Here is a 24,299-nt window from a genome sequence, read left to right as displayed (position 1 = left end):
ACGCCGCAGCGACGCGTCGCGGACGCCCGCCACCTCCCGTACCGCGCCGAGGATCGCGTTGACGTCGAACCCCTCGGGGCGTTCCTGGGGCGTCGCGGGCTCGTCGTCACGACGCAGGTGGGTGGCGATGCGGGCGAGTTGCGGAGTCTCGGCGGGTGGCTCCACGGCTGGCGGCTCCGGCACGACGGGCACGTCCGGCTCGGCGGGGACGCGCTGCGGCAGCACCGCCGACGTCGGGTCCGGCGGCCGGCCGACGGGCTGGTCGGCCGTGGGCGCCGGGTCGGGTGCGGATCGGCGGGCCGCGTATCCAGGCCCGCCCATCGCGGCGGGCGTGGCGGGGGCGTGGTCGTGGCGACCGGCTCCGCTCGTGGCGGAGGCGGCGGGACCGGGCGGGGTGGATGCTTCCCGGGTCACGCCCGGCGCCGGGTCAGGCAGGTGGCGGCCGGCGGCCGGGGTCTCCGGCGGCGTCCGGTTCGCCGCGTCCGCGTCGAGCGGGCGGCGGCGGAAGGCCTCGGCGGCACGGCGCGGCGTCGGCTCGGGGCGATCGGTCGGGCTCGCCTCGCGTACCACCGGCGGGACGCTCGTGGGGCGGGCGGCGGCCCAGGACGGCCGGTCGGACGGGGACTCCCCGGACCCGCCCGCCCAGGCGGGCCGCCCGGGAACGGCCGGAGCGGACGGCGCGGCGGCGGGTGCCACCGGTGGCGCGCCGGCCGGCGGCCCGGATTGCGTGCTGTTCGCCTCGGATCCGGCGGCCCAGGCGGGCCGCTCCACCGCCGGAGAGCCGGACTGCTCGGACCCGGGCACTCGCCGCTCGCCGGCCCACGCGGGCCGCTCGGCTGCCACCGGAGAGCCGGACTGCCCGGACCCGGGCACTCGCCGCTCGCCGGCCCACGCGGGCCGCTCCACCGGCGGCGAGGTGGGCTCCGGCGGCGCGTCGGCCGGTGCGGGCGGCGTACGCTCCGCGGCCCAGGCCGGGCGTGCCGCCTCGGCGGCGCGGCCGGGCTCGGACCCGGCACGGGTGACGTCGTAGGGCTGGGACGGCTCGGCGCGGACCGGCTCGTAGGGGCGGCCCGGCTCCGCCCGGACCGGCTCGTACGGCCGATGCTGCTCCGCCCAGGCCGGTGCGCTCTGCTCCCACGCTCGCCGCCCGGCCGACTCGTCGGCGTCGTGGCCCGCCCGCGCGGTCGACGCGTCGGCGTCCTGGCGCGGCACCGGCTCGCCGGCCCCGCGATCCAGCTGTCCGGCGGGCGCGTGCTGGCGGCGGCCGACCGACTCGTCGTCCTCCCGGCCGCGACGCCCGACCGGCTCGCCGGCCTCGGCCGGCTGGCCCGACGAAACGTCGGACTCGCCGACCCGGTCTGCGCTTGCCTCGTCGCCCTCCCGGGAGCGCCGGTGGGCCGGTTCCTCGTCCTGCCGCGACCACGACGGGGCCCAGGCGGATCCCCAGCTCGGCCGGTTCCAGCTGGGACCGGACCAGTCGGGCTCGCCGGCCGACGGCTCGGCGGGTGCCCACGACTGCGCCGGGCCCGGCTCGGCGGCGGGAGGATACCCGTCGGCCCAGCCGTGCTGCTCGGGCTGCTGCTCCTCGGCTGCGGGGCCGTCGACGGTGGGTGCCTGGAAGCCCGGGGGCACCTCGAAGCCGGACGGCGCGGTGCCGACCGGCGGGACCTGGACGGCCGGCGGCGCCGAGGTCGGCCGTCCCGGCTCGGCCCAGTGGGGCCGGGTTCCCGGCGCCTCCTCGGAGCCGTGCCGCGCGGGGCCCGGCTCCGGCTCGGTCGGGCCGTACGCCTGCTCCGCCGCGGGCGCGGGACGCTGGGCGGGCACCACCAGGCGCTCACTGCCGTGATCGCGTCGGTCCTCGTCGACGGGTGGGGCGCTCACCGGCGCCCGGCGGCTCGCGGACGCCTCGTCCGGCGAGTAGGAGACCCCGTTGGCGTGGTGCCCGTTCACCCGCGCCGGGGGCTCGGGGTCGTCGGGGAGGCCGGTGACCGGCGCCGGGAGGTCGCCGTGGCGGGGCGAGGAGGCGGCCCAGCCGGAGGCCGGATCGGGTACCCAGCGCGCCGGCTCGCCGGACGCGCCCGGTTCGCCGGAGGCGTGCCAAGCGGTCGCCGGGGGCGCCCATCCGCTGGTGGAGCGGGAAGGATCCTGCTGACCCGTCCCGTCACCGTGCTCTCCCGGGGTGGCGGCACCGGGTTGACCTGCTTCACTCACCGCGCGCTCCTTGGTCGCCCCCGCTGAGGCTACCGTGTGGTGACAGTGGCGATAAGTTACAGCGGCGGGCCAATTCCGCGACGGGTGATCGAGCCCGATTGGTTCGGGGTAAACATGTCGGCCCGTACGGAGAAACTCGGAGGTTCCCATGACCGCTGTGGGGAACGGTGCGCAGACCGCCGGCCGGCCCACCCGGCTGCCGCGCTCCGCGCGTCGTAAGCAGCTGCTCGCCGCGGCCCAGGAGGTGTTCGTCGCCCAGGGCTACCACGCGGCCGCGATGGACGACATCGCCGAGCGGGCAGGGGTCTCCAAGCCGGTGCTCTACCAGCACTTCCCCGGCAAGATGGAGCTGTACCTGGCGCTGCTGGACACGCACTGCGACGCGATCGTGGCCAAGGTGCAGGAGGCGATGCGCAGCACCGACGACAACAAGGAGCGGGTCGGCGCCTCGGTGCGGGCGTACTTCGACTTCGTCGACCACGAGAGCGAGGCGTTCCGGCTGGTCTTCGAGTCGGACCTGCGTAACGACCCGGCCGTGCGGCAGCGCGTCGAGCGGGTCGAGCAGGGCTGCATCGCGGCGATCACCGACACAATCATCTCGGACACCGGGGTGAGCCGCGCGCACGCCGAGCTGCTCGCGTCCGGTCTGGTCGGCGCGGCCGAGACCGCGGCGCAGTTCTGGCTGGCGGGCGGGCGGCAGGTGCCGAAGGCGGAGGCCGAGGCGCTGGTGGCCGCCCTCTCCTGGCGGGGCATCGCCAGCTTCCCGCTCAAGGACGAGTCGGCCTGACCGGCCTTGGGCGGATCCGGATCCACTCGCTGACCGGCGGCAGGGTGAGTCAGCCTGACCGCCACGGCCGAGATCGGATAGCCTTCCCCACGGCGGCTCTTTCGCCCCAGTTGAGGAGGCACCGTGGAGGTCAAGATCGGCGTGCAGTACGCGCCGCGCGAGCTGGTTCTGGAGAGCGCGCAGGCGCCGGCCGAGATCGAGCAGATCGTGACCGACGCCATCGCCAATAACAGCGGCACGCTGTCCCTGACCGACGAGAAGGGCCGGCGCGTGATCGTGCCGGTCGACAAGGTCGCCTACGTCGAGATCGCCGAGGCGTCCCCGCGAGCGGTCGGGTTCACCGTCCGCTAGGCGCAGACGGGGTCCGCGACGGCTCGCCCGCCGCGGACACCGGACCGTAGCCCCGGGCCACCTCGGCCCGGGGCTCAGTTGTTCAGGCCGGCGGCGGTCATCCGCGCGGTGTGCGCGGCGGTCAGCTGCCGGAGCAGCGCCTCGACGTTCACCCGCTCCCCCTGCGCGATCAGCGCGGTGAGCGCGCCCCGGTCGGCGGCGGCGACCCGGCTGGCCTGGGAGAGCGCCTCGCCGACCAGCCGCCGCGCCCACATCGAGAGCCGGTGCGCCACCCGCGGGTCGGCGTCGATCGCGATCCGGATCTCCGCGGCGGCGAAGTCGGCGTACCGGGACTCGTGCAGCACGTCGAGTACGAGTTGCCGGTCCGGCTCGTCCAGCGCGGCCGCGGCCTCGCGGAGGAAGTCGTCGGTGATCGCGTCGCCGACGTACGCCTTGGTCACCGCCTCCGCCCAGTCGCGCGGTTCGGTCGAGTCGTGGTACGCCTGCACCGCCTCCACGTACGGCGCCATGGCGTCCTGCGGCACCACCCCGAGTGCGGTGAGCCGGTCGGCGAGGCGTCGGTAGTTGGCGACCTCCGCCGCGGCCATCTCGCCCAGCGCGGCCCGGCGACGCAAGTCGGGGGCGAGCCGGGCGTCGGCGGCCATCCGCTCGAAGGCGAGCAGCTCGCCGAGGGCCACCAGGCCGAGCAGGTCGGCGACGGCGAACGCGGGGGCGGTCGGGGCGGACACGAGCGCAGGTTACCGCCCGGAAGGGCCGCGGCGTGGCCCCGCGACCCGGCCGTCCGGGCGCGGCGACCCGAGCCCCGCACGTGTGAACTCGGCCACAGATCGTCCACCCGGTGGATCGGCCGAGACCTGGAATCAGGACGTCACCCTGTCGGTTCAGGTAGTATGGAACAGTTGCCGTGGGCGCCGATCTGATCTAACTCAGGCCCCCGGCGCGCGTGCGGCCCGGTCCGGCTCGGCGATGTGCCCCCGACCGTGTGGCCCGCGCCAGACCGAACGCGCCCTGCGGAGATGACGGGGCGCACCCACGAGAGGGCACCCCCACATCCAGATGAGCGAATTCACGCAGGACAGCACGGGGAGTCGCGTTCCGACCCCCACCACACCGGTAGCACCGACCTTCGCCGAGCTGGGCGCGCGCCAGGAGACCGTCGACGCGCTGGCCGCGGGCGGCATCACCAACGCCTTCGCCATCCAGCAGTACGCGCTGCCGATCGCGATGCGCGGCACCGACCTGATCGGCCAGGCACCCACCGGCACCGGCAAGACCCTCGGCTTCGGCGTCCCGCTGCTCGAGCGGGTCTTCGCCCCGGGCGAGGGTGGCGACGGCACGCCGCAGGCGCTGGTCGTCGTCCCCACCCGTGAGCTGGGCCTCCAGGTCGCGAAGGATCTCGCCATGGCGGGCAGCACCCGGGGCGTCCGGGTCCTGCCGATCTACGGCGGCGTGGCGTACGAGCCGCAGATCGAGACGCTGCGCAAGGGCGTCGAGATCCTCGTCGGCACGCCGGGCCGCCTGCTCGACCTGGCCAAGCAGAAGCACCTCCGGCTGGACCGGGTACGCGCGCTCGTGCTCGACGAGGCCGACCGGATGCTCGACCTCGGCTTCCTCGACGACGTCGAGAAGATCCTGGCGATGCTCCCCGACGACCGGCAGACCATGCTCTTCTCGGCCACCATGCCGGATCCGATCGTCACGCTCTCCCGGCGCTTCCTGCGCCACCCCGTGACCATCCACGCCGGGCACACCGCCGAGACCGGGCCGTCGCCGCAGACCGAGCAGCTGGTCTACCGCACCCACTCCCTCAACAAGGTCGAGATCGTGGCGCGGATCCTCCAGGCGGAGTCGCGCGGGCTCACAATGATCTTCACGCGTACGAAGCGGGCCGCCGACCGGGTCGCCGAGGACCTCGACTTCCGCGGCTTCGCGGTGGCCGCCGTGCACGGCGACCTCGGGCAGGGGGCACGCGAGCGGGCACTGCGGGCGTTCCGCGCCGGCAAGATCGACACTCTGGTCGCCACCGACGTGGCCGCCCGGGGCATCGACGTCAGCGGGGTCACCCACGTCATCAACTACGACTGCCCCGAGGACCAGGACACGTACACCCACCGGATCGGTCGTACCGGCCGGGCCGGGGCGAGCGGTGTCGCGGTGACCTTCGTCGACTGGGACGACGTGCCGCGCTGGCGGATCATCGACAAGACCCTCGGGCTCGACATGCCGGAACCGCCGGAGACGTACCACACCTCGCCGCACCTCTACACCGACCTGCACATCTCCCCCGACGTGAGCGGCACGCTGCCGACCGCCGAGCGGACCCGGGCCGGGCTCTCGGCCGAGGTCGAGGAGGACCTCGGCGGTGGCCGGTCCCGCCGCGGAGACGGCGCCCGTGGTCGTCGTAGCGGGGGTCGTGGCCGCGGCCGTGGCGAGTCGGGGCCGGACTCGGCCACGCCGGTCGAGAGCGACACCGCCGAGGGCGGCAAGACCCCGCGCCGCCGGCGTCGCCGCCGGGCCGGCGAGGTGGTCGCGGAGGGCGAGACGACCGCGGTGATCACGGACGGCGGCACCGCCGAGCCGGCATCGTCCGGCACCGAGGGTGAGGCGGCAACGGCGCCGAAGCCGCGCCGCCGTCGGCGTCGCCGCTCCGGTGGCAGCGCCGCCGGGGCCGCCACCGCCGAGGCGACCACCGCCGACTGACGCAGAACGCCAGGACGTCCCCCGCCCACCCGGGCCGGGGGACGTCCCCATCTCCACCCACCCCACCCCCACCTCCCCGCGCCGCGGCCCCCGGGCACGCTTTCACGGAAAGAGTGGGCATCCGACGCGGAACAGCCACTCTTTCCGTGAACAGGTCCCTGTGGGGCGGGCGCGGTTGGGCGGGTGGGATGGGGTGGGGAGAGGATTGAGGGATGGCTGAATCGCTGGATGCCGCGCTGGGCGAGGTGCGGGCACTGCTGCTCGACCCCGCGCTGACCCGCGCCGTCGCCGCCGGACGCCGCCGGGGGCCGCGCCCCACTGTCGTACGGGCGGAGCTGCGCCCGGTGACCCTCAAGGCGGGGCCTCGGCTGCAGATCGCCACCTCCGACGGCGCCCGCCCCTACACCCGTAACGTCGCACCGGGCCGGGAGGCGGCCGAGGCGGTCGACGCGCTGCTCGCCGAGCCGTTCGGCAACTGGCACGTGGAGACCGCCGACACGACGCTCCAGCTGCGGGTCACCAAGTCCGGCGACGCCCAGGTGCACCGGGCGAGGGCGACCCGGCCGACCGCCGAGCCCACCGGCAACGACCGCGCGAAGGAGTACCTGCTGGACCCGGGCGACCCGATCTTCGCGGAGATCGGCGGCTCGGCGGCGAAGCGCCGCCAGGTCGACGCCTTCCTCCGGGCGCTCGCGGCGACCCTGCCCGACGAGCTGACCGGTCCCCTGCGCGTGGTGGATCTCGGCTGCGGCAACGCATACCTGACCTTCGCGGCGTACCGGTATCTCTCGGCTCGTGGGCTCGACGTGGAGCTGGTCGGCGTCGACGTCCGGGAGGACCAGCGGCTGCGCAACACCGAGCTGGCCGAGCGGATGGGGTGGGGCGACCGGGTCCGTTTCGTGGCCGGCACGATCGCCGAGGCGGTGGTCGATCCGGCACCGGACCTGGTGTTGGCGCTGCACGCCTGCGACACCGCCACCGACGAGGCGCTGGCCCGGGCGGTGCGTTGGGATGCCCGCTGGGTGCTCGCCGCGCCGTGCTGCCACCACGACGTCGCCGCGCAGCTGCGGGCGCGACCGGCTCCGACCCCGTACGAGCTGCTGACCCGGCAGGGCATCCTGCGCGAACGGTTCGCGGACGTGCTCACCGACGCGCTGCGGGCCGGGCTGCTCCGGCTGCACGGCTACCGCACGGAGGTGGTGGAGTTCGTCGACTCCCGGCACACGCCACGCAACCTGCTCATCCGGGCCCGACGCAGCGGTGCCGCGCCGACCGACGAGCAGCGGCGCGACTACCGGGAACTGGTCGATCAGTGGCGGGTCACCCCGCGGCTGGAGGCCCTTCTGGCCACTGAGGACGGTTCGGGCACCCCGTCCGCGTCCGCTCCGGCCGCCGCCCGCTAGCCGGCGCGGTCGGCGACGGCGGTCCACCTCGGCCCCGCCGACCACAACGATCGGCACCTCTGTCCGCTTTCGTCCGGAAGCCCGGCACAAAAGGTCCCGTCGACGGGACCTTTTGTGCGGTCAGTCAATTGTTTCGGGGCCGTCCGGTACTACGCTCGGACGCGACATCCGGTGTTCCACCTCGAGAGGGAAGAACCGCAAGGATGCGTTCCGCAGAGGTTTCACCGCAGATGGCCTTCGCACGGTTCGTGCGCCGAGCCATCGATGACGCTCGCGACGAGCGGGGGTGGACGGTCACGGAACTCGCCGCCCACACCGGCGTCGGCCGGTCCACCGTCTTCCGCTGGCTCGCCGGCGACTGGCAGGACTACCCCGAGCTGGCCAAGGTCCGGGGCTTCTGTTCCGCGCTGGAGCTACCGGTCGCCGCGGCGTTCCGCGCCCTCGGCCTGCCGGACGCCGGCCCGGCCCCACGTCGCCGCGGCGAGGAGGGCCCGGTCGAGGCGGACGTCCGCGTGATCCTGGACCGGCTCGCCGACCCGGCCGTGCCGCTCGAGGAGAAGCACCACATCCGCGACCTGCTGCGCTACCTGGCGCGCCGCCCGATCCGCCGAGCCGGCTGACGACGCCGCGCTGACGAACGACGCCGGCCCCGACGGTTCGCCGGAGGGCCGGCCTGAGACTCGCCCGGCCCGCCACACCCGCACCGCCGCCCGCCGCGCCACATCGGCACCGGCGGCTCGCCCGCGCCCCATCTGCGCCGCCGGCCCGCCGAGCCACATCGGCACCACCCGGCCGGCGACGTCACATGGGCACCGCCGGCTCGCCGTGCCACATCCGCATCGCGGGCCCGCCGCGCTTCATCTGCACCGCCGGCCCGCCGAGCCGCACCGGGCCCCGTGTTGGCGCTACACCCGCGCCCGCACGGCCCGCGTCGCAGCTGCACCCGCGAGGCGCCACGCCGTAGCCGCACGGCCCGCGCTGTAGCTGCACGGGCGCGGCGCACGCCGTAGCCGCACGGCCCGCGTCACGGCACGACGACGGTGAACTCCGCAGTACGCACCACGCCGGCGACCTGGAAGTCCAGATAGAGCCGGTAGCGGCCCGGGCCGGGCGCGGTCAGCCAGAAGCGCACCGCCCCGTCGACCAGCTGCGGCTCGGGATGCACGTGCAGGTACCCGAGGTCCCCCTCGCGCAGCGCCACCAGGTGGCCGTACGCCGCGAGGTAGCGCTCCAGTGCGGCGGGGGCGCCTTCGGCGGCGATCCGGAATGTCAACGGCACGGTGGCGCCCGCCTGCGGCGTGCCCTGGTAGTCGACGGTGAACCCGCCGACCGTCGTCGAGGTGGCGGCGGCCGGCAGCGGGTGCGGCTGGTAACCGCCGGGCACGGCCAGGTCGACGCCGAGGGTCAGCGCCGCCTGCGTACCGTCGTCGGCCACGACGGTGAAGTCGGCGTACGCCCGCCAGGTGCCCGCCTCCGGCAGGGTGAGGGGTACGGACCAGGTGCCGTCCGGGGCCATCGTCGGATGCAGGTGCTGGAAACCGCTGAGGTCACGGCGTACCACGATGAGGTGCATCGGCTTGTCGTGCACGATCGCGAAGCGGGTGACCGGTTTGCGCTGCGCGTTGTGGATCTGGAAGCGGAGCTGCCCCTCCCGACCGGGGGTGAACCCGGTGGTGAGCGGGGCGAGCGTGTAACCGGCCGCGCTGACCGCCAGGCCGCCGGCCTCGGCGTCCGCCGCCTGGCCCGCCCCGGCGACGGTGCCGTGGTCGTGCGGCGCGGTGCCGGGCGGGTGCGTGTGGTCGGTGGTCTCCAGGCCCACCGCCGTGGGGGTGTCGGCGGAGTTGAGCCGGCCCAGACCGAAGCCGAGCAGGACGGCGAGCACCAGCCCGCCGACCGACAGCGCCAGCCGGAGCGTGCCGCGGTCGGGTGCCGCGGAGACCCGGTCAGGCACCGGAGCCAAGCTCGTAGCCGGCCTCGTCGAGGGCCGCGCGCACCGACTCGTCGGAGAGCGGGTCGGCGCTGGTGACGGTGGCGGTGCCGGCGGCCAGGTCGACCCGGACCTCACGGACGCCGGACAACGCCGCGAGCTCGTCGGTGACCGCCCGTACGCAGTGCTCGCAGGTCATGCCGGTGACGGCGTACGTACGCGTGACAGCCTGCTCATCCATGGCGCCCACGGTACCGCCGAGCGGGTCCGCGACCGGTCGGTGTACCGGTGGCGTGGTGACCGTCGCACCTCCGCGCCCCCGGGAACTTCTCCCGCGTCACTCCCGACTGGGTCAACCGGCGACCGCCAGCGCGAGCGGCAGCACGTCCGGGGCACCGGCGCGCCGCAACGCCCGCGCGAGCAGCGTGACGGTCCAGCCCGAGTCGACCAGATCGTCGATGAGGAGCACCGGCCCGTCCAGGCCGGCGAGCGCGGCGGCCAGTTCGTCGGGCACCGTGAAGGCGTCGTGCAGCGCGCGTACCCGCTGGGCGCTGTTGCCCCGGGCCGCGCCGGCCGGCGACGCGGCCGGTGGCAGCTGGCCGAGCAGCGGCAGCCGGCCGACCGTGGCGACCCGCTCGGCGAGCGAGCCGACCAGCCGGGCGCGGCTCCGGGAACCCGCGGCGACCACCCCGACCGGGCGGCACGGCCAGGGATCGTCGCCGTGCGCCCACGCCTTGAGCACCTCGACCACGGCGGCGGCCACGTCGTCCGGAACCGGAACGTCGGCCGCCTCCGGGCCGACCAGCTCACGCAGCCGGCCACCCCAGCCGAGGTCGGAGAGGCGGCCCACGGCCCGCCCCGGCAACGCCTGCTCCCCGGGGGCGATCCGTCCCTTGAGCGGTACGCCGACCGCCGCCAGCCCGGTCGGCCAGAGCTTCTTCGGCGGAAGCTCCACGCCGGGCCGGCCGAGGAAGGTCTGCGCGGCGCTCAACGCGGCCGGTGAGACCTCCGCGCCGAAGAGCGGCTCGGCGCAGCGGTCGCATCGGCCGCAGTCGGTCGCCCCGGCGTCGTCCAGGCACTCCCGCAGGTAGCGCATCCGGCAGCCGGACGTGGCCGCGTACTCCCGCATGGCCTGCTGCTCGGCGGTGCGGGCGGCGGCGACGCGCCGCAACCGGGCCTCGTCGTAGACCCAGGGTTCGCCGGTGGCCAGCCAGCCGCCGCGGACCCGGCGGACCGCGCCGTCGACGTCGAGCACCTTGAGCATCAGCTCCAGCCGTGCCCGGCGCAGGTCGACCAGGGGCTCCAGGGCCTGGGTGGAGAGCGGCCGGTCGGTGTGCAGGGCGGCCAGCACGGACCGCACCTGCTCCTCGGGCGGGAAGGCGAGCGAGGCGAAGTAACGCCAGATCGCGGCGTCCTCCACGCCCGGCAGGAGCAGCACCTCGGCGTGCTCCACGGCCCGGCCGGCCCGGCCGACCTGCTGGTAGTACGCGATCGGCGAAGGGGGCGCGCCGAGGTGCACCACGAAGCCGAGGTCGGGTTTGTCGAAGCCCATGCCCAGCGCGCTCGTGGCGATCAACGCCTTGATCTTGTTGTCGAGCAGGTCCTGCTCGGCGGCGCGGCGGTCGGCGTCGTCGGACTGTCCCGTGTACGCGGCGACCGGGTAGCCCCGGCTGCGCAGGAACTCGGCGGCCTCCCCCGCTGCCGCCACGGTCAGTGTGTAGACGATGCCCGAACCGGGCAGCCGGTCGAGGTGGTCGGCGAGCCAGGCCAGCCGGTGTGCCGGGCTGGGCAGGTCGAGGACGCCCAGGCGCAGCGACTCCCGGTCGAGCGTGCCGCGCAGCACCAGGGCGTCGCTGCCGTCACCCGTGCTGAGCTGCTCGGCGACGTCGGTCGTGACCCGCGCGTTGGCGGTCGCCGTGGTGGCCAGCACCGGCGTGCCCGGCGGCAGGTTGCCGAGGAAGGTCCGCAGCCGGCGGTAGTCCGGCCGGAAGTCGTGCCCCCAGTCGGAGACGCAGTGCGCCTCGTCCACCACGAGCAGACCCGTGGTGGCGGCCAGCTTCGGCAGCACACCGTCCCGGAAGTCCGGATTGTTGAGCCGCTCGGGGCTGATCAGCAGCACGTCCACCGCGCCCGCGTGGATCTCGCCGGTGATCTCGTCCCACTCGTCGAGGTTGGCGGAGTTGATCGTCCGGGCCCGGATTCCGGCCCGCGCCGCGGACTCCACCTGGTTGCGCATCAGCGCCAGCAGCGGCGACACGATCACCGTCGGGCCGACGGCGTCGCTCGGGCGCTCCCCACCCGCCGGCGCGCCGTCGGCGGTCGCCGCCCGGTCACGCTCGCGCAGCAGGGCGGTCGCCACGAAGTAGACCGCCGACTTGCCCCAGCCGGTGCGCTGGACGCAGAGCACCCGACGCCTCTCGACCACCAGCGCCTCGATGGCCCGCCACTGGTCCTCGCGGAGCCGGGCGTGCTCGCCGGCCAACCGCCGCAGCACCGCCTCGGCCCGCTCCCGCATCGCCGCCCGATCCTGGCTCATCCGGCATTTCTACCAGCGAAGCCCGACAGCGCCACGCGCCGTCGCCGGAGGTGATGGTCACGAGCCGGGCGGCCGCGCCGGCTCCGAGCTGGGCACCGCGATCGGTGGCAGGAAGACGAGCAGGTCGCGGAGGGGTTCGGTGACGTTCGGCGGAAGCATGCAGCGGCCCGCGAACTCCTCGATCGAGACGTACGGGCCGCGCAGCCAGCGATCCACGGCCAGGTGCCGGCACTGCTCGACGGTCAGGCCGGGCAGCCGGGCGAGGATCTGCTCAGGTACGGAGTTGACGTCGATCAGGCCACCGTCGTCGAAGGTCCGGGGCAGGTCCGGCCGCCCGATCCGCAACTCCGCCCGCGCCGCCGGGTAGTGGTAGAGCAGGTAGCGGGAGTGTTCCCGCCGGATCCGGCGCTCCTCCCCGGCCCGGCCTCTGGCGCTGCCCGGGCCTCCGGTGAGCGTCGCCCAGACCCCACGGTTCAGGACGATCACGTGTGCCGCCCCGACGAAGAGACTGATCGCCGCCAGCCCGATGAAGAGAGTCGCCTTGGCCATCGGCGGCTCGGCCTCGGGGTTCTCGATGTCGAGCAGGGACACCTCGGTGACGACCAGCGCCAGGTAGCCGACCCCGGCGAGCGCGAGACGCCAGCTGCGCCGCCATGCCGCGTACGCCAGGATCACCAGCCAGGTGAGGAAACCGAAGGAGAGCAGGACGAGGAGGGTTCCCACGACGGTGGCGGTCGCGCTGACCCAGCGAGGCGTCGTGATCGCCGGCCGCGCCCTGCTGTCGGCCGACATCGGCGCCGCGAACGACGAGGGCAGGGGTGGTGGCGGGAGGTACGTCGGGAAAGGCGCCCCGTCGGCCGACGGCGCGGCGACCGGCGGTGCCGCAGGGGGCGTCGCCGCTGTCTGCGGGCCGGACGGCAGCTCGAACGGGGTGGCGGGCAGAGCCGCGTCGGCTTCCGCCGGGACCGGTGACACGGTCGGGCCGACCGGCGAAGCGACGGGCGCCGCCGGTGCCGGCGCTTGTGCGGCCGGCGGCGGTGGCTGCGCGGCCGGCGGTGCGACGGGTTCGGGTGATCCGGGAACGGCCGGTGGGGTGGGAACCGGCACCGCTCCCGTGGCGGGCATGAGCGTCGGATCGGACTGGAGGATGCGCCGGTGCAGGTTCTGGAGCCCGTCGTCGGGCTCTATGCCGAACTCCTCGCGGAGCAGGTCCGCGTACTCGCGGTAGACGGCGAGGGCTTCGGCCTGCCTGCCGCTGCGATGAAGGGCCAGCATGAGCTGGTGCCGGAGCCCCCCGCGCAACGGGAATTCGGCCGTCAACTCCACCAGCTCGCCGACCAGCTCCCGGTGCCGGCCGAGGTCGAGCTCGATCTCGGCGCGCGTCTCCAGGGCCGCGGCCCGCAGCTCCACCAGCCGGTGCCGGGCCGAATCGAAGAGCGGACCGGGCAGCCCGGCGAACGGCTCACCGCGCCAGGACTCCAGCGCCGACCGCAGCACGGCCACCGCTTCGGCGTCGCGACCCTCCGAACGCAACCGCCGGGCCCGGTGCACCTCGCGCTCGAACACCACCGCGTCGACCGACGTCGGCGGTACCCGCAGTAGATAGCCCGCGTCGGTCAGGGTCAGCACCTGACCCGGTGTACGCGGGGAACGGTCCGGCTCCAGCACCCGACGCAGACCGGCGACGTACTTCTGCACGACGTTCGGCCCGTGCGCGGGCGAATCCTCCGGCCACACCGCGTCGACGATCTGTCCGGTGGGCACCGGTCGGCCCGGGGAGAGCAGGAGGACCGCCAGCACGGCGCGCTGCTTGCCCGGGCCGGTATCGAGTTCCCGGTCGCCGTACCAGGCTCGCTGAGGGCCGAGAACCTCAAAGCGCAGCGTTCCTGACATGCGAATTCCCGCTCCTGACGACCCCCACGCGCGTCGGCGGCAGCCGCACGACAGCCGGACCGCAGCACCGGCAGCCCGTCGGCAGCATAGCGGCAGCGGTTCCGCAGCGGCGGCCCCCAGCATCGTCATCGGCAACTGCCGGAACGTGAGAAAGAGAACCACGATGACTCAGCGCACCCGTACCGCCGGACTCCTCCGTCGGGCCGCCGCGACGAGCGCCGCCCTGGCCTTGTCCGCCCTTGCCACCGGGTGTGTACCCGGGACGGATCAGGCGGCCGAGCCGGGAGAGCCCAGCGCCGCGCCCACCCCCAAGGAGGCGCTGCTCGCCGCCGTACCGGACGGTACGGAAGGGACCTTCCGCTTCTCCGGAAAGGACTCGTCCGGGACGATCTCCGGTCTGGTCGACCCGGCCGGGAAGGGCACCGAGATCAGCACCGCGGTGAAGGACGCCGACCTGGGCTTCACGACGACGATCTCCTTCCGGATCGTCACCGAGCAGACCTGGATGAAGGTGAAGTTCAGCAACACGAAGGGCCTCACCGGCTTCCCGAAGCTGCCGGACCGGTGGCTGCGGCTGGAGCGGGACCGGATCTCCGACGCCGAGAGCGCACCGGTCTACGAGGGCGCGGACGTGGGCAACGCCGGCCCGCTGATCGAGGCGGCCACGAAGGTCGAGGAGCAGGACGGCGGCCGGTACGCCGGCACCATCGACCTCACCTCGGGCGAGGCCGCCAAGGTGCTCGCGGACGAGGAGATGGCAGCTTTGGCCGGGAAGGCGGCGGCGGTGCCGTTCACGGCGCAGGTCGGCCCGGACGGCAACCTCGCCTCGTTCACCATGCAGGTACCGGCCGCCGGGTCGCAGAAGGCGTACGAGTACCTCGTGCAGTACCGCGACTACGGCAGCGCGCCGAAGGTCACCGCTCCGGCGGGTAGCGCGGCGCAGGACGCTCCGGCAGCGGCGTACGAGCTGCTGAACGGCTGACCGATCACGGCAAAGGGGAGGCGGGGCGGCCACACGGAAAGCCGCGCCGCCTCCCCTGCCGTCGGTTCCCCCGGTCAGCGGCCGAGCACGGACCCGCCGTTGACCCCGAGCACCTGGCCGGTGACGTAGCCGGCCGCGGGGCTCGCGAGGTAGCGCACCGCCTCGGCCACCTCGGCCGGTTCGCCGGCTCGCCCGACCAGGGTGGCGGCGACCCGCCGCGCGTGGCCTTCCGGCGTCATCGTGTCGCCGAAGAACTCGGTCTCCGCGACGTAGCCGGGGCTGACCACGTTGACCGTGATCTGCTCCGGGCCGAGCTGCGCGGCGAGGTCGTACGCCCAGCCGTGCAGCGCCGCCTTCGCCGCCGAGTACGGCCCGCCGCCACCGCGCTGGGCGGCGATCGAGCCGAGCAGGATGACCCGCCCGCCCGGGCGGCGGAGCGTGGGGAGCAGCGCCTCGGTGAGCAGCACGGCGGTCAGCACGTTCGCGTCGAGGTTGGACCGCCAGAACGCGGCGGCACCGGCGAGCGTGTCGGCCCGCCGGGCCAGGTAGCCCCCCGCGTTGTTGACGAGCACGTCGACCGTACGGCCGTCGAGGGTCTCGACGAGGCGGGCGACCTGGTCGGGGTCGATGAGGTCGGCGGTCACCGCCCGGACCGCGCCCGCTCGACCGCACTCGGTGTCGAGCCGCGTGGCCGTGTCGTCGAGCACCTCCGCACGCCGACCGGCGATCACCACGTCGTACCCGTCCAGGGCGAACGCCCGGGCGACCGCCGCGCCGATCCCGGTCCCGCCTCCACTGACCACAGCCAACCGTGCGTCCATGTGCCCTCCCCGCGTCCGCGTCCCCGGCAGTGCGCCGTCGATCATGAAGTTATCGGTGGGCGGTACTGCGTGTCGTGCCGATAACCCCATGATCAACGCGGCGAACGGGGGGTGGGGAGGCGGAGGGATCGGCGCAGCAGGGTCAACCGGGAGGTCAGGCCGGCGAGGCCGCCGGGGAAGAAGTAGACGGCCAGGATGAAGATGGTGCCCAGCACGAAGAGCGGCTGGGAGAGCGGCCGGCTCAGCACCGCGGGCAACGAGTCCACCGCGTCGGAGGTGCCGAACGCGGTGAGCCGGTGATCCAGGTACATGTAGAGAATGCCGCCGAGCACCGGTCCCCAGCGGGTGCCCGGCCCGCCGAGCACCACCATGACCAGCAGCGACAGGGTCAGCTCCGAGGACGTGATGTGCGGCGACGCGCCGCCGACGATCAGGCAGTAGACCACGCCCCCGGCCGCCGCGAGACCGCCGGCAAGCGTGAACGCCACCAGCTTGTAGCGGTACGGGTCGAGGCCGAGCACGCCGATGCGCCGCTCGTCGTCGCGCAGCCCGGCGAGCACCCGACCGGTCGGCGACCCGCTCACCCGGTGCACCACGAACACCACCACGGCCAGGTACGCCAGTGCCAGCCAGTAGAGGTTCACCGTGTTGGTCACCCCGACCAGCGCGTCGGGCAGGCCGGAGACGTCCAGCGGCAACCCCTCCTCGCCGCCGGTCAGCCCGCCGAAGTCCCGCGCCACCAGGATCGCCCCGACCTGTGCGAAAGCCAGCGTCACCATGGCGAAAGCGATGCCGACCGTACGCAGCGCCACCGCACCGAGCAGCGCGGCGAGGATGGCCCCTCCGGTGATGGTGAGCAGCGCGGCCTGCCAGAGCGGCAGCCCGGCCCGGGTGACCAGGATGTCGGTGCCGTAGACCCCGGCCGCGAAGTAGAGCGCGTGCCCGAAGGAGAGCATGCCGGTCCGCCCGAAGAGCAGGTCGTACCCGGCGGCCAGCCCGCCGAAGATCAGGCAGATGGCGAGCAGTTGCAGGGTGCCGGGCGAGTTCAACGGCCCTTCGAAGATGCCGGGCAGTTGCAGCGTCGAGTACGGCAGGATCGCCGCGACCAGCAGCGCGACCAGCGGCAGGTACGGGCGTACCCGGTGCCACCGGCCCGGCTGCGGGGTCAACTCGGCGGGCACCGCGGCGGGCGGCGCCGGTACCTCGGGGCTCTTCACCTCGGTCATGCCGTTGCCACCCTTCCGGCGATGCCCTGCGGGCGCAGCAGCAGCACCGCGGCGAGCAGGCCGACCACGCAGATGTCGCCGAGGCCGGACGTGCCGTAGTAGTTGACGAACTGTTGCAGCAGGCCGACCGCGACCGCCGCGTACGCGGAGCCGAGCACCGAACCCATGCCGCCGATGACCACCACGATGAACGCGAAGATCAGCAGTGAGCTGCCCTGCCCGGGCGAGACGGTGCCGAAGTAGACCCCGCCGAGCGCGCCGGCCAGCGCGGCGGCCGCGCCACCGATCGCGAAGACGAGGGTGAACGCCTTGCGTACGTCGATGCCGAGCGCGGTGACCATCTCCCGGTTCTCCACCCCGGCGCGGATCACCAGGCCGTAGCGGGTCCACTGGAGGAAGGCGAGCAGCGCGCCGAGCACCAGCACCGCGGCGATGATCAGCAGCAGGCCGCCGTTGGGCACCTGCGCGCCGAGGATCCCGGTCACCCCGCGCGTCCACTCGGGACGCGGGAACGGACGCGCGTCCGCGCCCCAGGTGGCCTGGAGCAGCGCCACCCCGGCCAGCGAGAGGCCGACCGTGACGAGCACCTGTTCGATGGTGCGTGAGTAGAGCGGACGGATCAGCACCAGCTCGACGAGGACCGCCACCAGCGTGCCGGCGGCCACCCCGAAGGCGACCGCGAGCACGAAGCCGAAGCCGTCCGGCCCGGCGCCGGGCAGGTTCCCCGCCGCCCACCAGGTGGCGTACGCGCCGACGCCGAGGAAGAGCCCGTGCGCGAAGTTGAGCACGTCGGCGAGGCCGAAGACCAGGGAGAGCCCGGAGGCGACCAGGAAGTAGAGCGCCGCCAGGCCGAGGCCGGTCAGCGTCAGCAGGATCACGGTGCCCATCAGTTCGCGTCCTTCCCCGTCGCGGCGGCCTGCTCCGGTCCGCGGTGCGGCTCGCCGGTGCCGACGCCGAGCAGCGACTTGGTCAGCGCCGTCTCCAGCAGCAGCTCCTGCGCGTCGCCGGCCCAGGCGACCTGGCCGGCGGCGAGCACCACGGCGTCCTTGGCGAGCCGTCGCACCACGGCGAGGTTCTGTTCGACGAGCAGCACCGGCATCGACTCGGCGACCCGTTCCAGCACCTCGGTCACCTCGGTCACCACCTTCGGCGCCAGCCCCTTGGTCGGCTCGTCGATCAGCAGCAGGCGGTTCTCGTTGAGCAGCACCCGACCGATCGCGAGCATCTGCTGCTGCCCGCCGGAGAGCGAACCGGCCCGCTGCCGCGCGCGCCGCTCCAGCTCGGGGAAGAGCGCGAAGACCCGGTCGTACGCGGCCTCGGCGCCCCGCCGTTCGGCGAGCCGCAGGTTCTCCGCCACGGTCAGGCCGGCGAAGACGCAGCGGTCCTCCGGCACGTAGCCGAGCCCGCTGCGGACCAGCCGGTAGGTGGGGCGGGCGAGCAGGCTCTGCGCCCCCATCCGGATCGTGCCGCGCACCTCACCGTTGCGCGGCGTCAACCCGACGATGGCGCGCAGCGTGGTGGTCTTGCCGACGCCGTTGCGGCCGAGCAGCACGGTCACGCCCGTCGGGGCGACCGGGAAGGACACCCCCTGGAGGATGTGCAGTCCGGCGATCCGGACCGACAGGTTCTCCACGGTCAGCACGGGTTCCATCAGAGCGACTCCCCCAGGTACGCCTCCTGGACGGTGGCGTTGGCCATCACCGTCTCCGGGGTGTCGCAGGCGAGCAGCGCCCCGTGGTGCATCACGGCGATCCGGTCGGCCAGCTCCAGGATCACGTCCATGTGGTGCTCCACCATGAGCACCGACCGGCCGCTCTCCCCGGTCAGCGAGCGGATCACCGCGACCAACTCCGGGACGTCCTCGGCGCTGACCCCGGCCATCGGCTCGTCGAGCAGCATCACCCGGGGCTCACCGGCGAGCAGCAGGGCGATCTCCAGCTTCCGCTTCTCGCCGTGGGCCAGGGTGCCGGCGAGCGCCGTACCCCGGTGGGCGAGGCCGACCCGGTCGAGCGCCGCGTCGGCGGCGGCGGCCACCTCCCGGTCGGCCGCCGCCCGCCGCCACAGCTTCATCGAGCCCCCGCGGTGCGCCTGCACGGCGAGCCGGACGTTCTCCCGGACGCTGAGCGAGCCGAAGACCGACGACGCCTGAAAGGTACGGCCGAGCCCGAGCCGGGCGCGCCGGTGCGGCGGAAGGTCGGTGATGTCCTTCCCGTCGAGGAGGACCCGACCGTCCGTGGCCCGGCGCAGGCCGGTGATCAGGTTGAAGAGCGAGGTCTTGCCGGCGCCGTTGGGCCCGATGACGCCGAGGAACTCCCCGGGCGCCAGGTCGAGGTAGACGCCGTCGACGATGGCGACCTCGCCGATCCGCCAGGTCAGACCGCGGGTGGCGAGCATCAGGTCAGCCCTTCATGGCCACGGCCGGTGGCGCGGTCTCGTCACCGGTGAGGCTCTTCTGGGCGGACGCCGTGAACTCGGTGCCGCTGCCGGTCAGCTTCGCCTGGTACATCGGCTGGAGCAGGGCGTGGTCCTCGGCGCGGATCGACATCTCGCCCTTGATCCCGTCGAAGCTCCAGCCCTCCAGGGCCGTCACCATCTTGTCGACGTCGTCCCCGCCCTCCTGCACGGCCCGGACCACCATCTGGGCGGCGGCGAAGCCGTCGGGGTGGAACAGGTCGACGGTGCCGACCTCGGCCTTGAGCGCCTTGGCGGCCTCGGTGTCGCTGGCTCCGTCGAAGTAGTGCGACAGGAAGGAGATCTTGCTGCCGGCCGCGCCGAAGGTGGGCCAGGAGGCGCGGATGTCCAGACCGGTGACGACGGTGGTGGACGACAGGACGCCCTGCTGGTCGAGGGTCTGCCACATCGCGGGGGCGGTGGTGCCGGCCCACGCGACGAAGAGCAGGTCCGGCTTGGCGGCCTTGATCTGGCTGGCGAACGGGGTGAACTCGGTGGCGCTGGCCGGGGCGCGGACGCTGCTGACGGTCGCGCCGGCACCGCCGATGACGGTCTTCACGGCCGCCTCGTTGGCGTCGCCGAAGGCGCCGTCCTGGGCGAACACCACGACCTTCTTGCCGGTCGGGTCGCCGATGAACGACTTCGCGGTCACCACGTCCTGGTACGACTGCCGCCCGGAGCGGAACGTGTACTTGTTCGCGCCGGTCACCGCGTCGGTCGCGGCCGGCCCGGAGATGAAGAGGACCTTGTTCTGGGCCGCGATCGGGGCGACCTGGAGCGCCACGCCGGAGGCGGTGGAGCCGGCAATGATCTTGGTGCCCTTGCCGATCAGGTCCTTCGCCGCGGAGACCGCCTTCGCCGGGTCACCGGCGTCGTCGGCCTCGGTGATCTCGATGGCCCGGTCGCCGACCTTGTTGGTGCCCTTGGTGGCGAAGTCGAGACCGGCCTTGAAACCCTCGATGTACTGCTTCCCGTAGCTGGCCAGGGCACCCGACTGGGAGTACACCAGGCCAACCTTGACCGGGGCGGCGCTGTCGCCGCCGCCGGAGGCGGTGTCCTGCGGGCTGCCACAGGCCGTGGCGGCCAGGGCCGCGGCCACCATCGTGGCGGCGGAGAGGAACACCCGCCGCGTCGTCCGGACCGTCATTACGACTCCACGTGAGGACTCGGAGGGAGGGAACTCATTGTCGGCTCACGCTAGAAGTGACGTCACCCACGAGCTATGTGGTCGATACACACAAGTAACCGGAGCGGGGTGGCCGGGCCTTACAGCGGGCCGTTTTCGCCCACCCGGAGACCGCACCGCGATGGCGGCGGTCGCCGGCTCCGCCGTACCGCATGTGTCGGTACCGGCCATCGACCACCACCCCCGTCACGGTCCGGCCGCCCCGACCCGCGCGCAAGATCGACTCGCCTCCAGGGAAGTCGGGGTGTCGAGTACCCCTTGATGTCCCGACTTCCTTGAAGTCGCGTGCCGGCGAAGGTCAGGCGAGACCGGCGCGGGCGGCGACGGCGGTATCCGGCTGGTCGGCGAAGACCCCGTCCAGGCCGAGGCGGAAGAAGAGCTCGTACTCGCTGGTGATGTCGCCGCGCGCGTTCGGGTCGGCGCCGATGCGGAAGTCCGCCGGCAGGAACTGGTTCTCGGCCCGGAACGTCCAGGCGTGCACGACGAGCCCCGCCCGGTGCGCGTCCCGTACGAGGTCGGTCGGGGCGAGCAGGTTGCCGGCCGCGTCGCGGGGCACGACGAGGTTCTTGTTCGGGCCGATGCCGTCGGCGTAGCGGGCGATCCACTTCAGCCCGGCCGGGCTCGCCAGGTCCTGGTAGGTGCGCGCGTCCCCGGCGGCGGTGAAGTCGTACGGGCGGCCCGCGGCGTCGAGCAGCTGGATGAGCCGTACGTCGATCAGGCGGCTGAGTTCGCGCAGGTTCGCGGTCTCGAAGGACTGGACGACGACCGGCGAGCTCTTCCGGGTCAGCCCGTTCTCCTGGAGCACCGCCACCAGCGGCTTCTCCAGGGGCAGCCCGATCGAGGCGAAGTAGCTGGGGTGCTTCGTCTCCGGGTAGATACCGATGGTCCGGCCCCGCGCCTGCCCCTCGGCTCGGGCGAGGTCGATGATCTCCTGGAGGGTCGGCACCTCGAACCGGCCGTCGTACGCGGTGTTGGTGACCCGGACCTGCGACAGCCGCTCCTCGGCGCGCAGCGTCTTCAGCTCCGCCAGGGTGAAGTCCTCGGTGAACCAGCCGGTCACCGACACGCCGTCGATGGTCTTCGTCGTGCGCCGGCCGGCGAACTCCGGGTGGGCGGCCACGTCGGTGGTACCCGAGATCTCGTTCTCGTGTCGAGCGACGAGCACGCCGTCCCGGGTGGTGACCAGGTCGGGCTCGATGAAGTCGGCGCCCATCCGGATGGCGAGGCGGTACGACTCCAGGGTGTGCTCGGGCCGGTAGCCGCTGGCGCCCCGGTGGGCGATCACGATCGGACGGTCGCTCGCCCGGGCCGACGTACGCTCCGCGGTCGACTCGGTCGACTCAGCCGGCGCGGTCGACTCAGCCGGCGCGGCCGGCGCGGCGACGGTCGGCCCGGCCACGGCGGCGGTGAGCAGCGCGCCCGCCACGCCGCCGGTGGGAACGGTACGTCGCATCGAGGCCTCCTGCCGTCGAGGGAACCTGCTCAGCAGACCGCCTGCGATTGACCGGCAGTTGGTCGACGCCTGACGGGCGGGTGAATCTCCGGATCGCCGGTTCGGCCTCCCCGGTTCCGGCGGAAAAGGAAGATTGTCTGGTGCGCCGGTTTCTCCGTCACCCCGTACGGCTGGTGCCGTTCGGCTTCCTGGCGACGATCCTGCTCGGCACCGGCCTGCTGATGCTGCCCTGGGCGACCAACGAGCACCGGTACACACCCTTCGTGACCGCGCTCTTCACCGCCACCTCCGCGGTCTCCGTGACCGGCATGGCGGTGGTCGACACGCCCGACTACTGGAACCCGTTCGGGCTGGCCATGATCACGGTGCTCACCCAGATCGGCGGAATCGGGATCGTCACCGGCGCGACCCTGGTCATCCTCCTCGTGGCGCGGCAGCTCGGGCTTCGGAACCGGCTGCTGGTGCAGGCCGAGACCCAGGAGTTCGGCTTCGGAGACGTGCGGCGGCTGCTGCTGCGTATCGCCGCGACCGCGCTGGTCTGCGAGGCGGTGATCACCGTGATCCTCACCCTCCGCTTCCAACTCAGCTACGAATATCCGTTCGGGCGGGCGCTCTGGCACGGCGTCTTCCACGCCGTCCAGGGCTTCAACAACGGCGGGTTCGCGCTCTACTCGGACAACCTGGCCGGCTTCGCCAGGGACGGATGGATCACGCTGCCGCTCGCCCTCGGCGCGATCATCGGCGGCCTCGGCTTCCCGGCGCTCTTCGAAGCGGTACGCGAGTGGCGGCAACCCTCCCGCTGGGCGGTCGCCACCAAACTCACCGTCTGGGGCAGCGTCGCGCTGCTCCTGGTCGGCTTCCTCGGCCTGCTGCTCGCCGAGTGGGCCAACCCGCGCACCCTCGGCCCCTTCGGCTGGCCCGACAAGCTGCTCGCCGCGTTCACCCAGGACGCCTTCATCCGTACGGGCGGATTCAACGTCGTCCCCACCGACGCGCTCGACGAGGAGACCTACCCGTTGATGATCGCGCTCATGTTCATCGGCGGCGGCAGCGCCAGCACCGCCGGCGGCATCAAGGTGGCGACCTTCTTCCTGCTCGCCTTCGTCATCTGGGCGGAGATCCGGGGCGAGCCGGACGTGACCATCGGCCGCCGCCGGGTGGCGAACGCCAGCCAGCGGCAGGCGATCACGCTGGTCCTGATCAGCGTCGTGCTGCTCGCCATCGGCACGGTCACGCTGATCCTGATGACCGAGAACACCCGGGCCCTGCAGACGCTCTTCGAGGTGACCTCCGCGTTCACCACCACCGGGCTCTCCGTCGGGATCGCCCCGACGCTGCCCGAGAGCGGTCAGCTCGCCCTCGTCGTGCTGATGTACATCGGCCGAGTCGGACCGCTCACCCTCGGGTCGGCGATCGCCCTGAACACCCGGCGACGGCTCTACCGCTATCCAGAGGAGCAACCCATTGTCGGATAGGGACAGCGAGATCGGCGGCGTCGCGGTGGTCGGGTTGGGACGGTTCGGTGGTCAACTGGCCGGCTCGCTGATCCGGCTCGGCCACGAGGTCCTCGCCATCGACCGCAACCCCGACCTCGTGCAACGCTGGTCGGACCAGCTCGACCGGGTCGTACAGGCCGACGCCACCGACGAGGACGCGCTGCGTCAGGTGGGCATCACCGACTTCCACCGCGTCGTGGTGGCGATCGGCGCGTCGCTCGAGGCGAGCGTGCTCACCGTGCTGGCCCTGGTGGAGCTGGGCGTGTCACAGGTCTGGGCGCGCGCCACCTCCGGTAAGCACGCGAAGATCCTCAACTCGGTCGGGGCGCACCACGTGATCTTTCCCGAGGCGGAGACCGGTGAGCGGGTGGCGCACCTGATCGTCACCCGGATGCTCGACTTCATCGAGTTCGGCCACGACTTCGCCATCGCGAAGGTGCGCGTGCCGCAGGCCCTGGCGGGAAAACCCCTCTCGCAGGTACGACCGATCGAGCACCACGGCGTACGCGTGCTCGGCGCCAAGCACCCCGGCAAGCCCTTCGAGTACGCCTCGGACTCCACCGTGCTCAGGCCGGAGAGCGTCCTAGTGGTCGAGGGCAACCTGGACCAACTCCAACGCTTCGCCGACCTCCCCTAACCCCCTGCCGCCGGGGCGCGGGCGCTCCGGCGTGCGCACTTTCTCGGAAAGAGTGGCCATTCGCGCCCGGATGCCCACTCTTTCCGAGAAAGTGCGTGGATCTTGGGCGGGTGAGCGGGGGCGGGGGCGGGGGCGGGCGGGGGTGGGGTGGGGTGGGGTGGGGTTACTTCTTGGGGGGCTTGCCCTTGGGGGGCTTGTCGGGCTTGTCGGGCTTCGGATGCCCGGCGGGGCCGTTTCCA

At 73.6% G+C, this 24,299-nt stretch carries 20 protein-coding genes and 1 pseudogene; 8 read left to right on the top strand and 13 right to left on the bottom strand.

Features of this window, described 5'->3' with window-relative positions:
* Positions 1-2,211 (bottom strand): annotated as a pseudogene (locus tag D7044_RS33355) (hypothetical protein); the annotation flags it as partial.
* A 148-nt stretch (positions 2,212-2,359) separates the two neighbouring features.
* Here D7044_RS33355 and D7044_RS31890 point away from each other — a divergent pair.
* Positions 2,360-2,998, top strand: coding sequence for a TetR/AcrR family transcriptional regulator (locus tag D7044_RS31890; protein ID WP_120680574.1), 639 nt, complete (start codon positions 2,360-2,362; stop codon positions 2,996-2,998).
* A 123-nt stretch (positions 2,999-3,121) separates the two neighbouring features.
* The gene (locus tag D7044_RS31885; RefSeq protein WP_120680573.1) at positions 3,122-3,349 is read left to right on the top strand and encodes a DUF3107 domain-containing protein; all 228 of its coding nucleotides are present in this window, start codon (positions 3,122-3,124) and stop codon (positions 3,347-3,349) included.
* A gap of 74 nt (positions 3,350-3,423) precedes the next feature.
* Here D7044_RS31885 and D7044_RS31880 read toward each other — a convergent pair whose 3' ends face one another.
* Positions 3,424-4,077, bottom strand: a complete 654-nt coding sequence (locus D7044_RS31880) for a ferritin-like fold-containing protein (protein ID WP_120680571.1) — start codon at positions 4,075-4,077, stop codon at positions 3,424-3,426.
* Between the two features lie 328 nt (positions 4,078-4,405).
* On the opposite strand from D7044_RS31880, the gene D7044_RS31875 reads away from it, so the two are divergent.
* The 3 genes from D7044_RS31875 to D7044_RS31865 all read left to right on the top strand — a co-directional run bounded on the left by D7044_RS31875 (position 4,406) and on the right by D7044_RS31865 (position 8,072).
* Complete coding sequence (locus D7044_RS31875; protein WP_120691106.1) at positions 4,406-6,049, top strand: DEAD/DEAH box helicase; 1,644 nt, start codon at positions 4,406-4,408, stop codon at positions 6,047-6,049.
* 212 nt (positions 6,050-6,261) lie between these two features.
* The gene (locus D7044_RS31870; protein ID WP_120691105.1) at positions 6,262-7,452 is read left to right on the top strand and encodes a class I SAM-dependent methyltransferase; all 1,191 of its coding nucleotides are present in this window, start codon (positions 6,262-6,264) and stop codon (positions 7,450-7,452) included.
* A 203-nt stretch (positions 7,453-7,655) separates the two neighbouring features.
* On the top strand, positions 7,656-8,072 hold the full coding sequence (locus D7044_RS31865) for a helix-turn-helix domain-containing protein (protein WP_120680565.1): 417 nt from the start codon (positions 7,656-7,658) through the stop codon (positions 8,070-8,072).
* 404 nt (positions 8,073-8,476) lie between these two features.
* Here the strand turns inward: D7044_RS31865 and D7044_RS31860 are convergent, their stop codons facing one another.
* The 4 genes from D7044_RS31860 to D7044_RS31845 form a co-directional block, all read right to left on the bottom strand.
* On the bottom strand, positions 8,477-9,403 hold the full coding sequence (locus D7044_RS31860; RefSeq protein ID WP_120691104.1) for a hypothetical protein: 927 nt from the start codon (positions 9,401-9,403) through the stop codon (positions 8,477-8,479).
* A complete protein-coding gene (locus D7044_RS31855) occupies positions 9,396-9,620 on the bottom strand; it encodes a heavy-metal-associated domain-containing protein (RefSeq protein ID WP_120680561.1) in 225 nt (74 codons plus the stop codon). The genes D7044_RS31860 and D7044_RS31855 overlap by 8 nt, the downstream gene beginning before the upstream one ends.
* A 111-nt stretch (positions 9,621-9,731) precedes the next feature.
* Positions 9,732-11,915: a RecQ family ATP-dependent DNA helicase gene (locus tag D7044_RS31850; protein WP_120680560.1), complete on the bottom strand. Its 2,184-nt coding sequence runs from the start codon at positions 11,913-11,915 to the stop codon at positions 9,732-9,734.
* A gap of 57 nt (positions 11,916-11,972) precedes the next feature.
* Positions 11,973-13,808 carry an AfsR/SARP family transcriptional regulator gene (locus D7044_RS31845; RefSeq protein ID WP_120691103.1) on the bottom strand — a complete coding sequence of 612 codons (1,836 nt, stop codon included), beginning with the start codon at positions 13,806-13,808 and terminating at the stop codon, positions 11,973-11,975.
* 163 nt (positions 13,809-13,971) lie between these two features.
* On the opposite strand from D7044_RS31845, the gene D7044_RS31840 reads away from it, so the two are divergent.
* Entirely contained in the window at positions 13,972-14,790 is an 819-nt protein-coding gene (locus tag D7044_RS31840; protein WP_120691102.1) for a hypothetical protein, read from the top strand.
* A 74-nt stretch (positions 14,791-14,864) separates the two neighbouring features.
* Here D7044_RS31840 and D7044_RS31835 read toward each other — a convergent pair whose 3' ends face one another.
* From D7044_RS31835 to D7044_RS31805, 7 genes are all read right to left on the bottom strand, one after another.
* Complete coding sequence (locus D7044_RS31835) at positions 14,865-15,611, bottom strand: SDR family NAD(P)-dependent oxidoreductase (RefSeq protein WP_120680557.1); 747 nt, start codon at positions 15,609-15,611, stop codon at positions 14,865-14,867.
* Positions 15,612-15,703: 92 nt separating this feature from the next.
* Positions 15,704-16,837 (bottom strand): branched-chain amino acid ABC transporter permease, encoded by a 1,134-nt coding sequence (locus D7044_RS31830; RefSeq protein ID WP_120680555.1) that lies wholly within the window; start codon positions 16,835-16,837, stop codon positions 15,704-15,706.
* Positions 16,834-17,724 carry a branched-chain amino acid ABC transporter permease gene (locus tag D7044_RS31825; protein WP_120691101.1) on the bottom strand — a complete coding sequence of 297 codons (891 nt, stop codon included), beginning with the start codon at positions 17,722-17,724 and terminating at the stop codon, positions 16,834-16,836. Before D7044_RS31825 ends, D7044_RS31830 begins: the two co-directional genes overlap by 4 nt.
* Positions 17,724-18,488, bottom strand: coding sequence for an ABC transporter ATP-binding protein (locus D7044_RS31820; protein WP_199716856.1), 765 nt, complete (start codon positions 18,486-18,488; stop codon positions 17,724-17,726). The genes D7044_RS31825 and D7044_RS31820 overlap by 1 nt, the downstream gene beginning before the upstream one ends.
* Entirely contained in the window at positions 18,488-19,231 is a 744-nt protein-coding gene (locus tag D7044_RS31815) for an ABC transporter ATP-binding protein (RefSeq protein ID WP_120691099.1), read from the bottom strand. The genes D7044_RS31820 and D7044_RS31815 overlap by 1 nt, the downstream gene beginning before the upstream one ends.
* Positions 19,232-19,235: 4 nt before the next feature.
* A complete protein-coding gene (locus D7044_RS31810) occupies positions 19,236-20,435 on the bottom strand; it encodes a substrate-binding domain-containing protein (RefSeq protein ID WP_120691098.1) in 1,200 nt (399 codons plus the stop codon).
* A gap of 337 nt (positions 20,436-20,772) precedes the next feature.
* The gene (locus D7044_RS31805; protein WP_120691097.1) at positions 20,773-21,927 is read right to left on the bottom strand and encodes a glycerophosphodiester phosphodiesterase; all 1,155 of its coding nucleotides are present in this window, start codon (positions 21,925-21,927) and stop codon (positions 20,773-20,775) included.
* 140 nt (positions 21,928-22,067) lie between these two features.
* On the opposite strand from D7044_RS31805, the gene D7044_RS31800 reads away from it, so the two are divergent.
* Positions 22,068-23,402 (top strand): TrkH family potassium uptake protein, encoded by a 1,335-nt coding sequence (locus tag D7044_RS31800; protein ID WP_120691096.1) that lies wholly within the window; start codon positions 22,068-22,070, stop codon positions 23,400-23,402.
* Positions 23,392-24,060 carry a potassium channel family protein gene (locus D7044_RS31795; protein WP_411711015.1) on the top strand — a complete coding sequence of 223 codons (669 nt, stop codon included), beginning with the start codon at positions 23,392-23,394 and terminating at the stop codon, positions 24,058-24,060. Before D7044_RS31800 ends, D7044_RS31795 begins: the two co-directional genes overlap by 11 nt.
* The last annotated feature ends 239 nt before the right edge of the window (positions 24,061-24,299 follow it).

This window comes from Micromonospora musae (genome assembly GCF_003626635.1).
Taxonomy (GTDB): domain Bacteria; phylum Actinomycetota; class Actinomycetes; order Mycobacteriales; family Micromonosporaceae; genus Micromonospora; species Micromonospora musae.
The sequence above is the reverse complement of the archived record's forward strand: the minus strand, read 5'-3'. Positions and strand labels throughout refer to the sequence as shown.

Bases quoted from the DNA above. Each gene is read 5' to 3' on its own strand.
- D7044_RS31890 (WP_120680574.1), top strand. From the start codon at position 2,360: ATGACCGCTGTGGGGAACGGTGCGCAGACCGCCGGCCGGCCCACCCGG.
- D7044_RS31875 (WP_120691106.1), top strand. From the start codon at position 4,406: ATGAGCGAATTCACGCAGGACAGCACGGGGAGTCGCGTTCCGACCCCC.
- D7044_RS31870 (WP_120691105.1), top strand. From the start codon at position 6,262: ATGGCTGAATCGCTGGATGCCGCGCTGGGCGAGGTGCGGGCACTGCTG.
- D7044_RS31865 (WP_120680565.1), top strand. From the start codon at position 7,656: ATGCGTTCCGCAGAGGTTTCACCGCAGATGGCCTTCGCACGGTTCGTG.
- D7044_RS31855 (WP_120680561.1), bottom strand. From the start codon at position 9,620: ATGGATGAGCAGGCTGTCACGCGTACGTACGCCGTCACCGGCATGACC.
- D7044_RS31850 (WP_120680560.1), bottom strand. From the start codon at position 11,915: ATGAGCCAGGATCGGGCGGCGATGCGGGAGCGGGCCGAGGCGGTGCTG.
- D7044_RS31845 (WP_120691103.1), bottom strand. From the start codon at position 13,808: ATGTCAGGAACGCTGCGCTTTGAGGTTCTCGGCCCTCAGCGAGCCTGG.
- D7044_RS31840 (WP_120691102.1), top strand. From the start codon at position 13,972: ATGACTCAGCGCACCCGTACCGCCGGACTCCTCCGTCGGGCCGCCGCG.
- D7044_RS31835 (WP_120680557.1), bottom strand. From the start codon at position 15,611: ATGGACGCACGGTTGGCTGTGGTCAGTGGAGGCGGGACCGGGATCGGC.
- D7044_RS31830 (WP_120680555.1), bottom strand. From the start codon at position 16,837: ATGACCGAGGTGAAGAGCCCCGAGGTACCGGCGCCGCCCGCCGCGGTG.
- D7044_RS31825 (WP_120691101.1), bottom strand. From the start codon at position 17,724: ATGGGCACCGTGATCCTGCTGACGCTGACCGGCCTCGGCCTGGCGGCG.
- D7044_RS31820 (WP_199716856.1), bottom strand. From the start codon at position 18,488: ATGGAACCCGTGCTGACCGTGGAGAACCTGTCGGTCCGGATCGCCGGA.
- D7044_RS31815 (WP_120691099.1), bottom strand. From the start codon at position 19,231: ATGCTCGCCACCCGCGGTCTGACCTGGCGGATCGGCGAGGTCGCCATC.
- D7044_RS31810 (WP_120691098.1), bottom strand. From the start codon at position 20,435: ATGACGGTCCGGACGACGCGGCGGGTGTTCCTCTCCGCCGCCACGATG.
- D7044_RS31805 (WP_120691097.1), bottom strand. From the start codon at position 21,927: ATGCGACGTACCGTTCCCACCGGCGGCGTGGCGGGCGCGCTGCTCACC.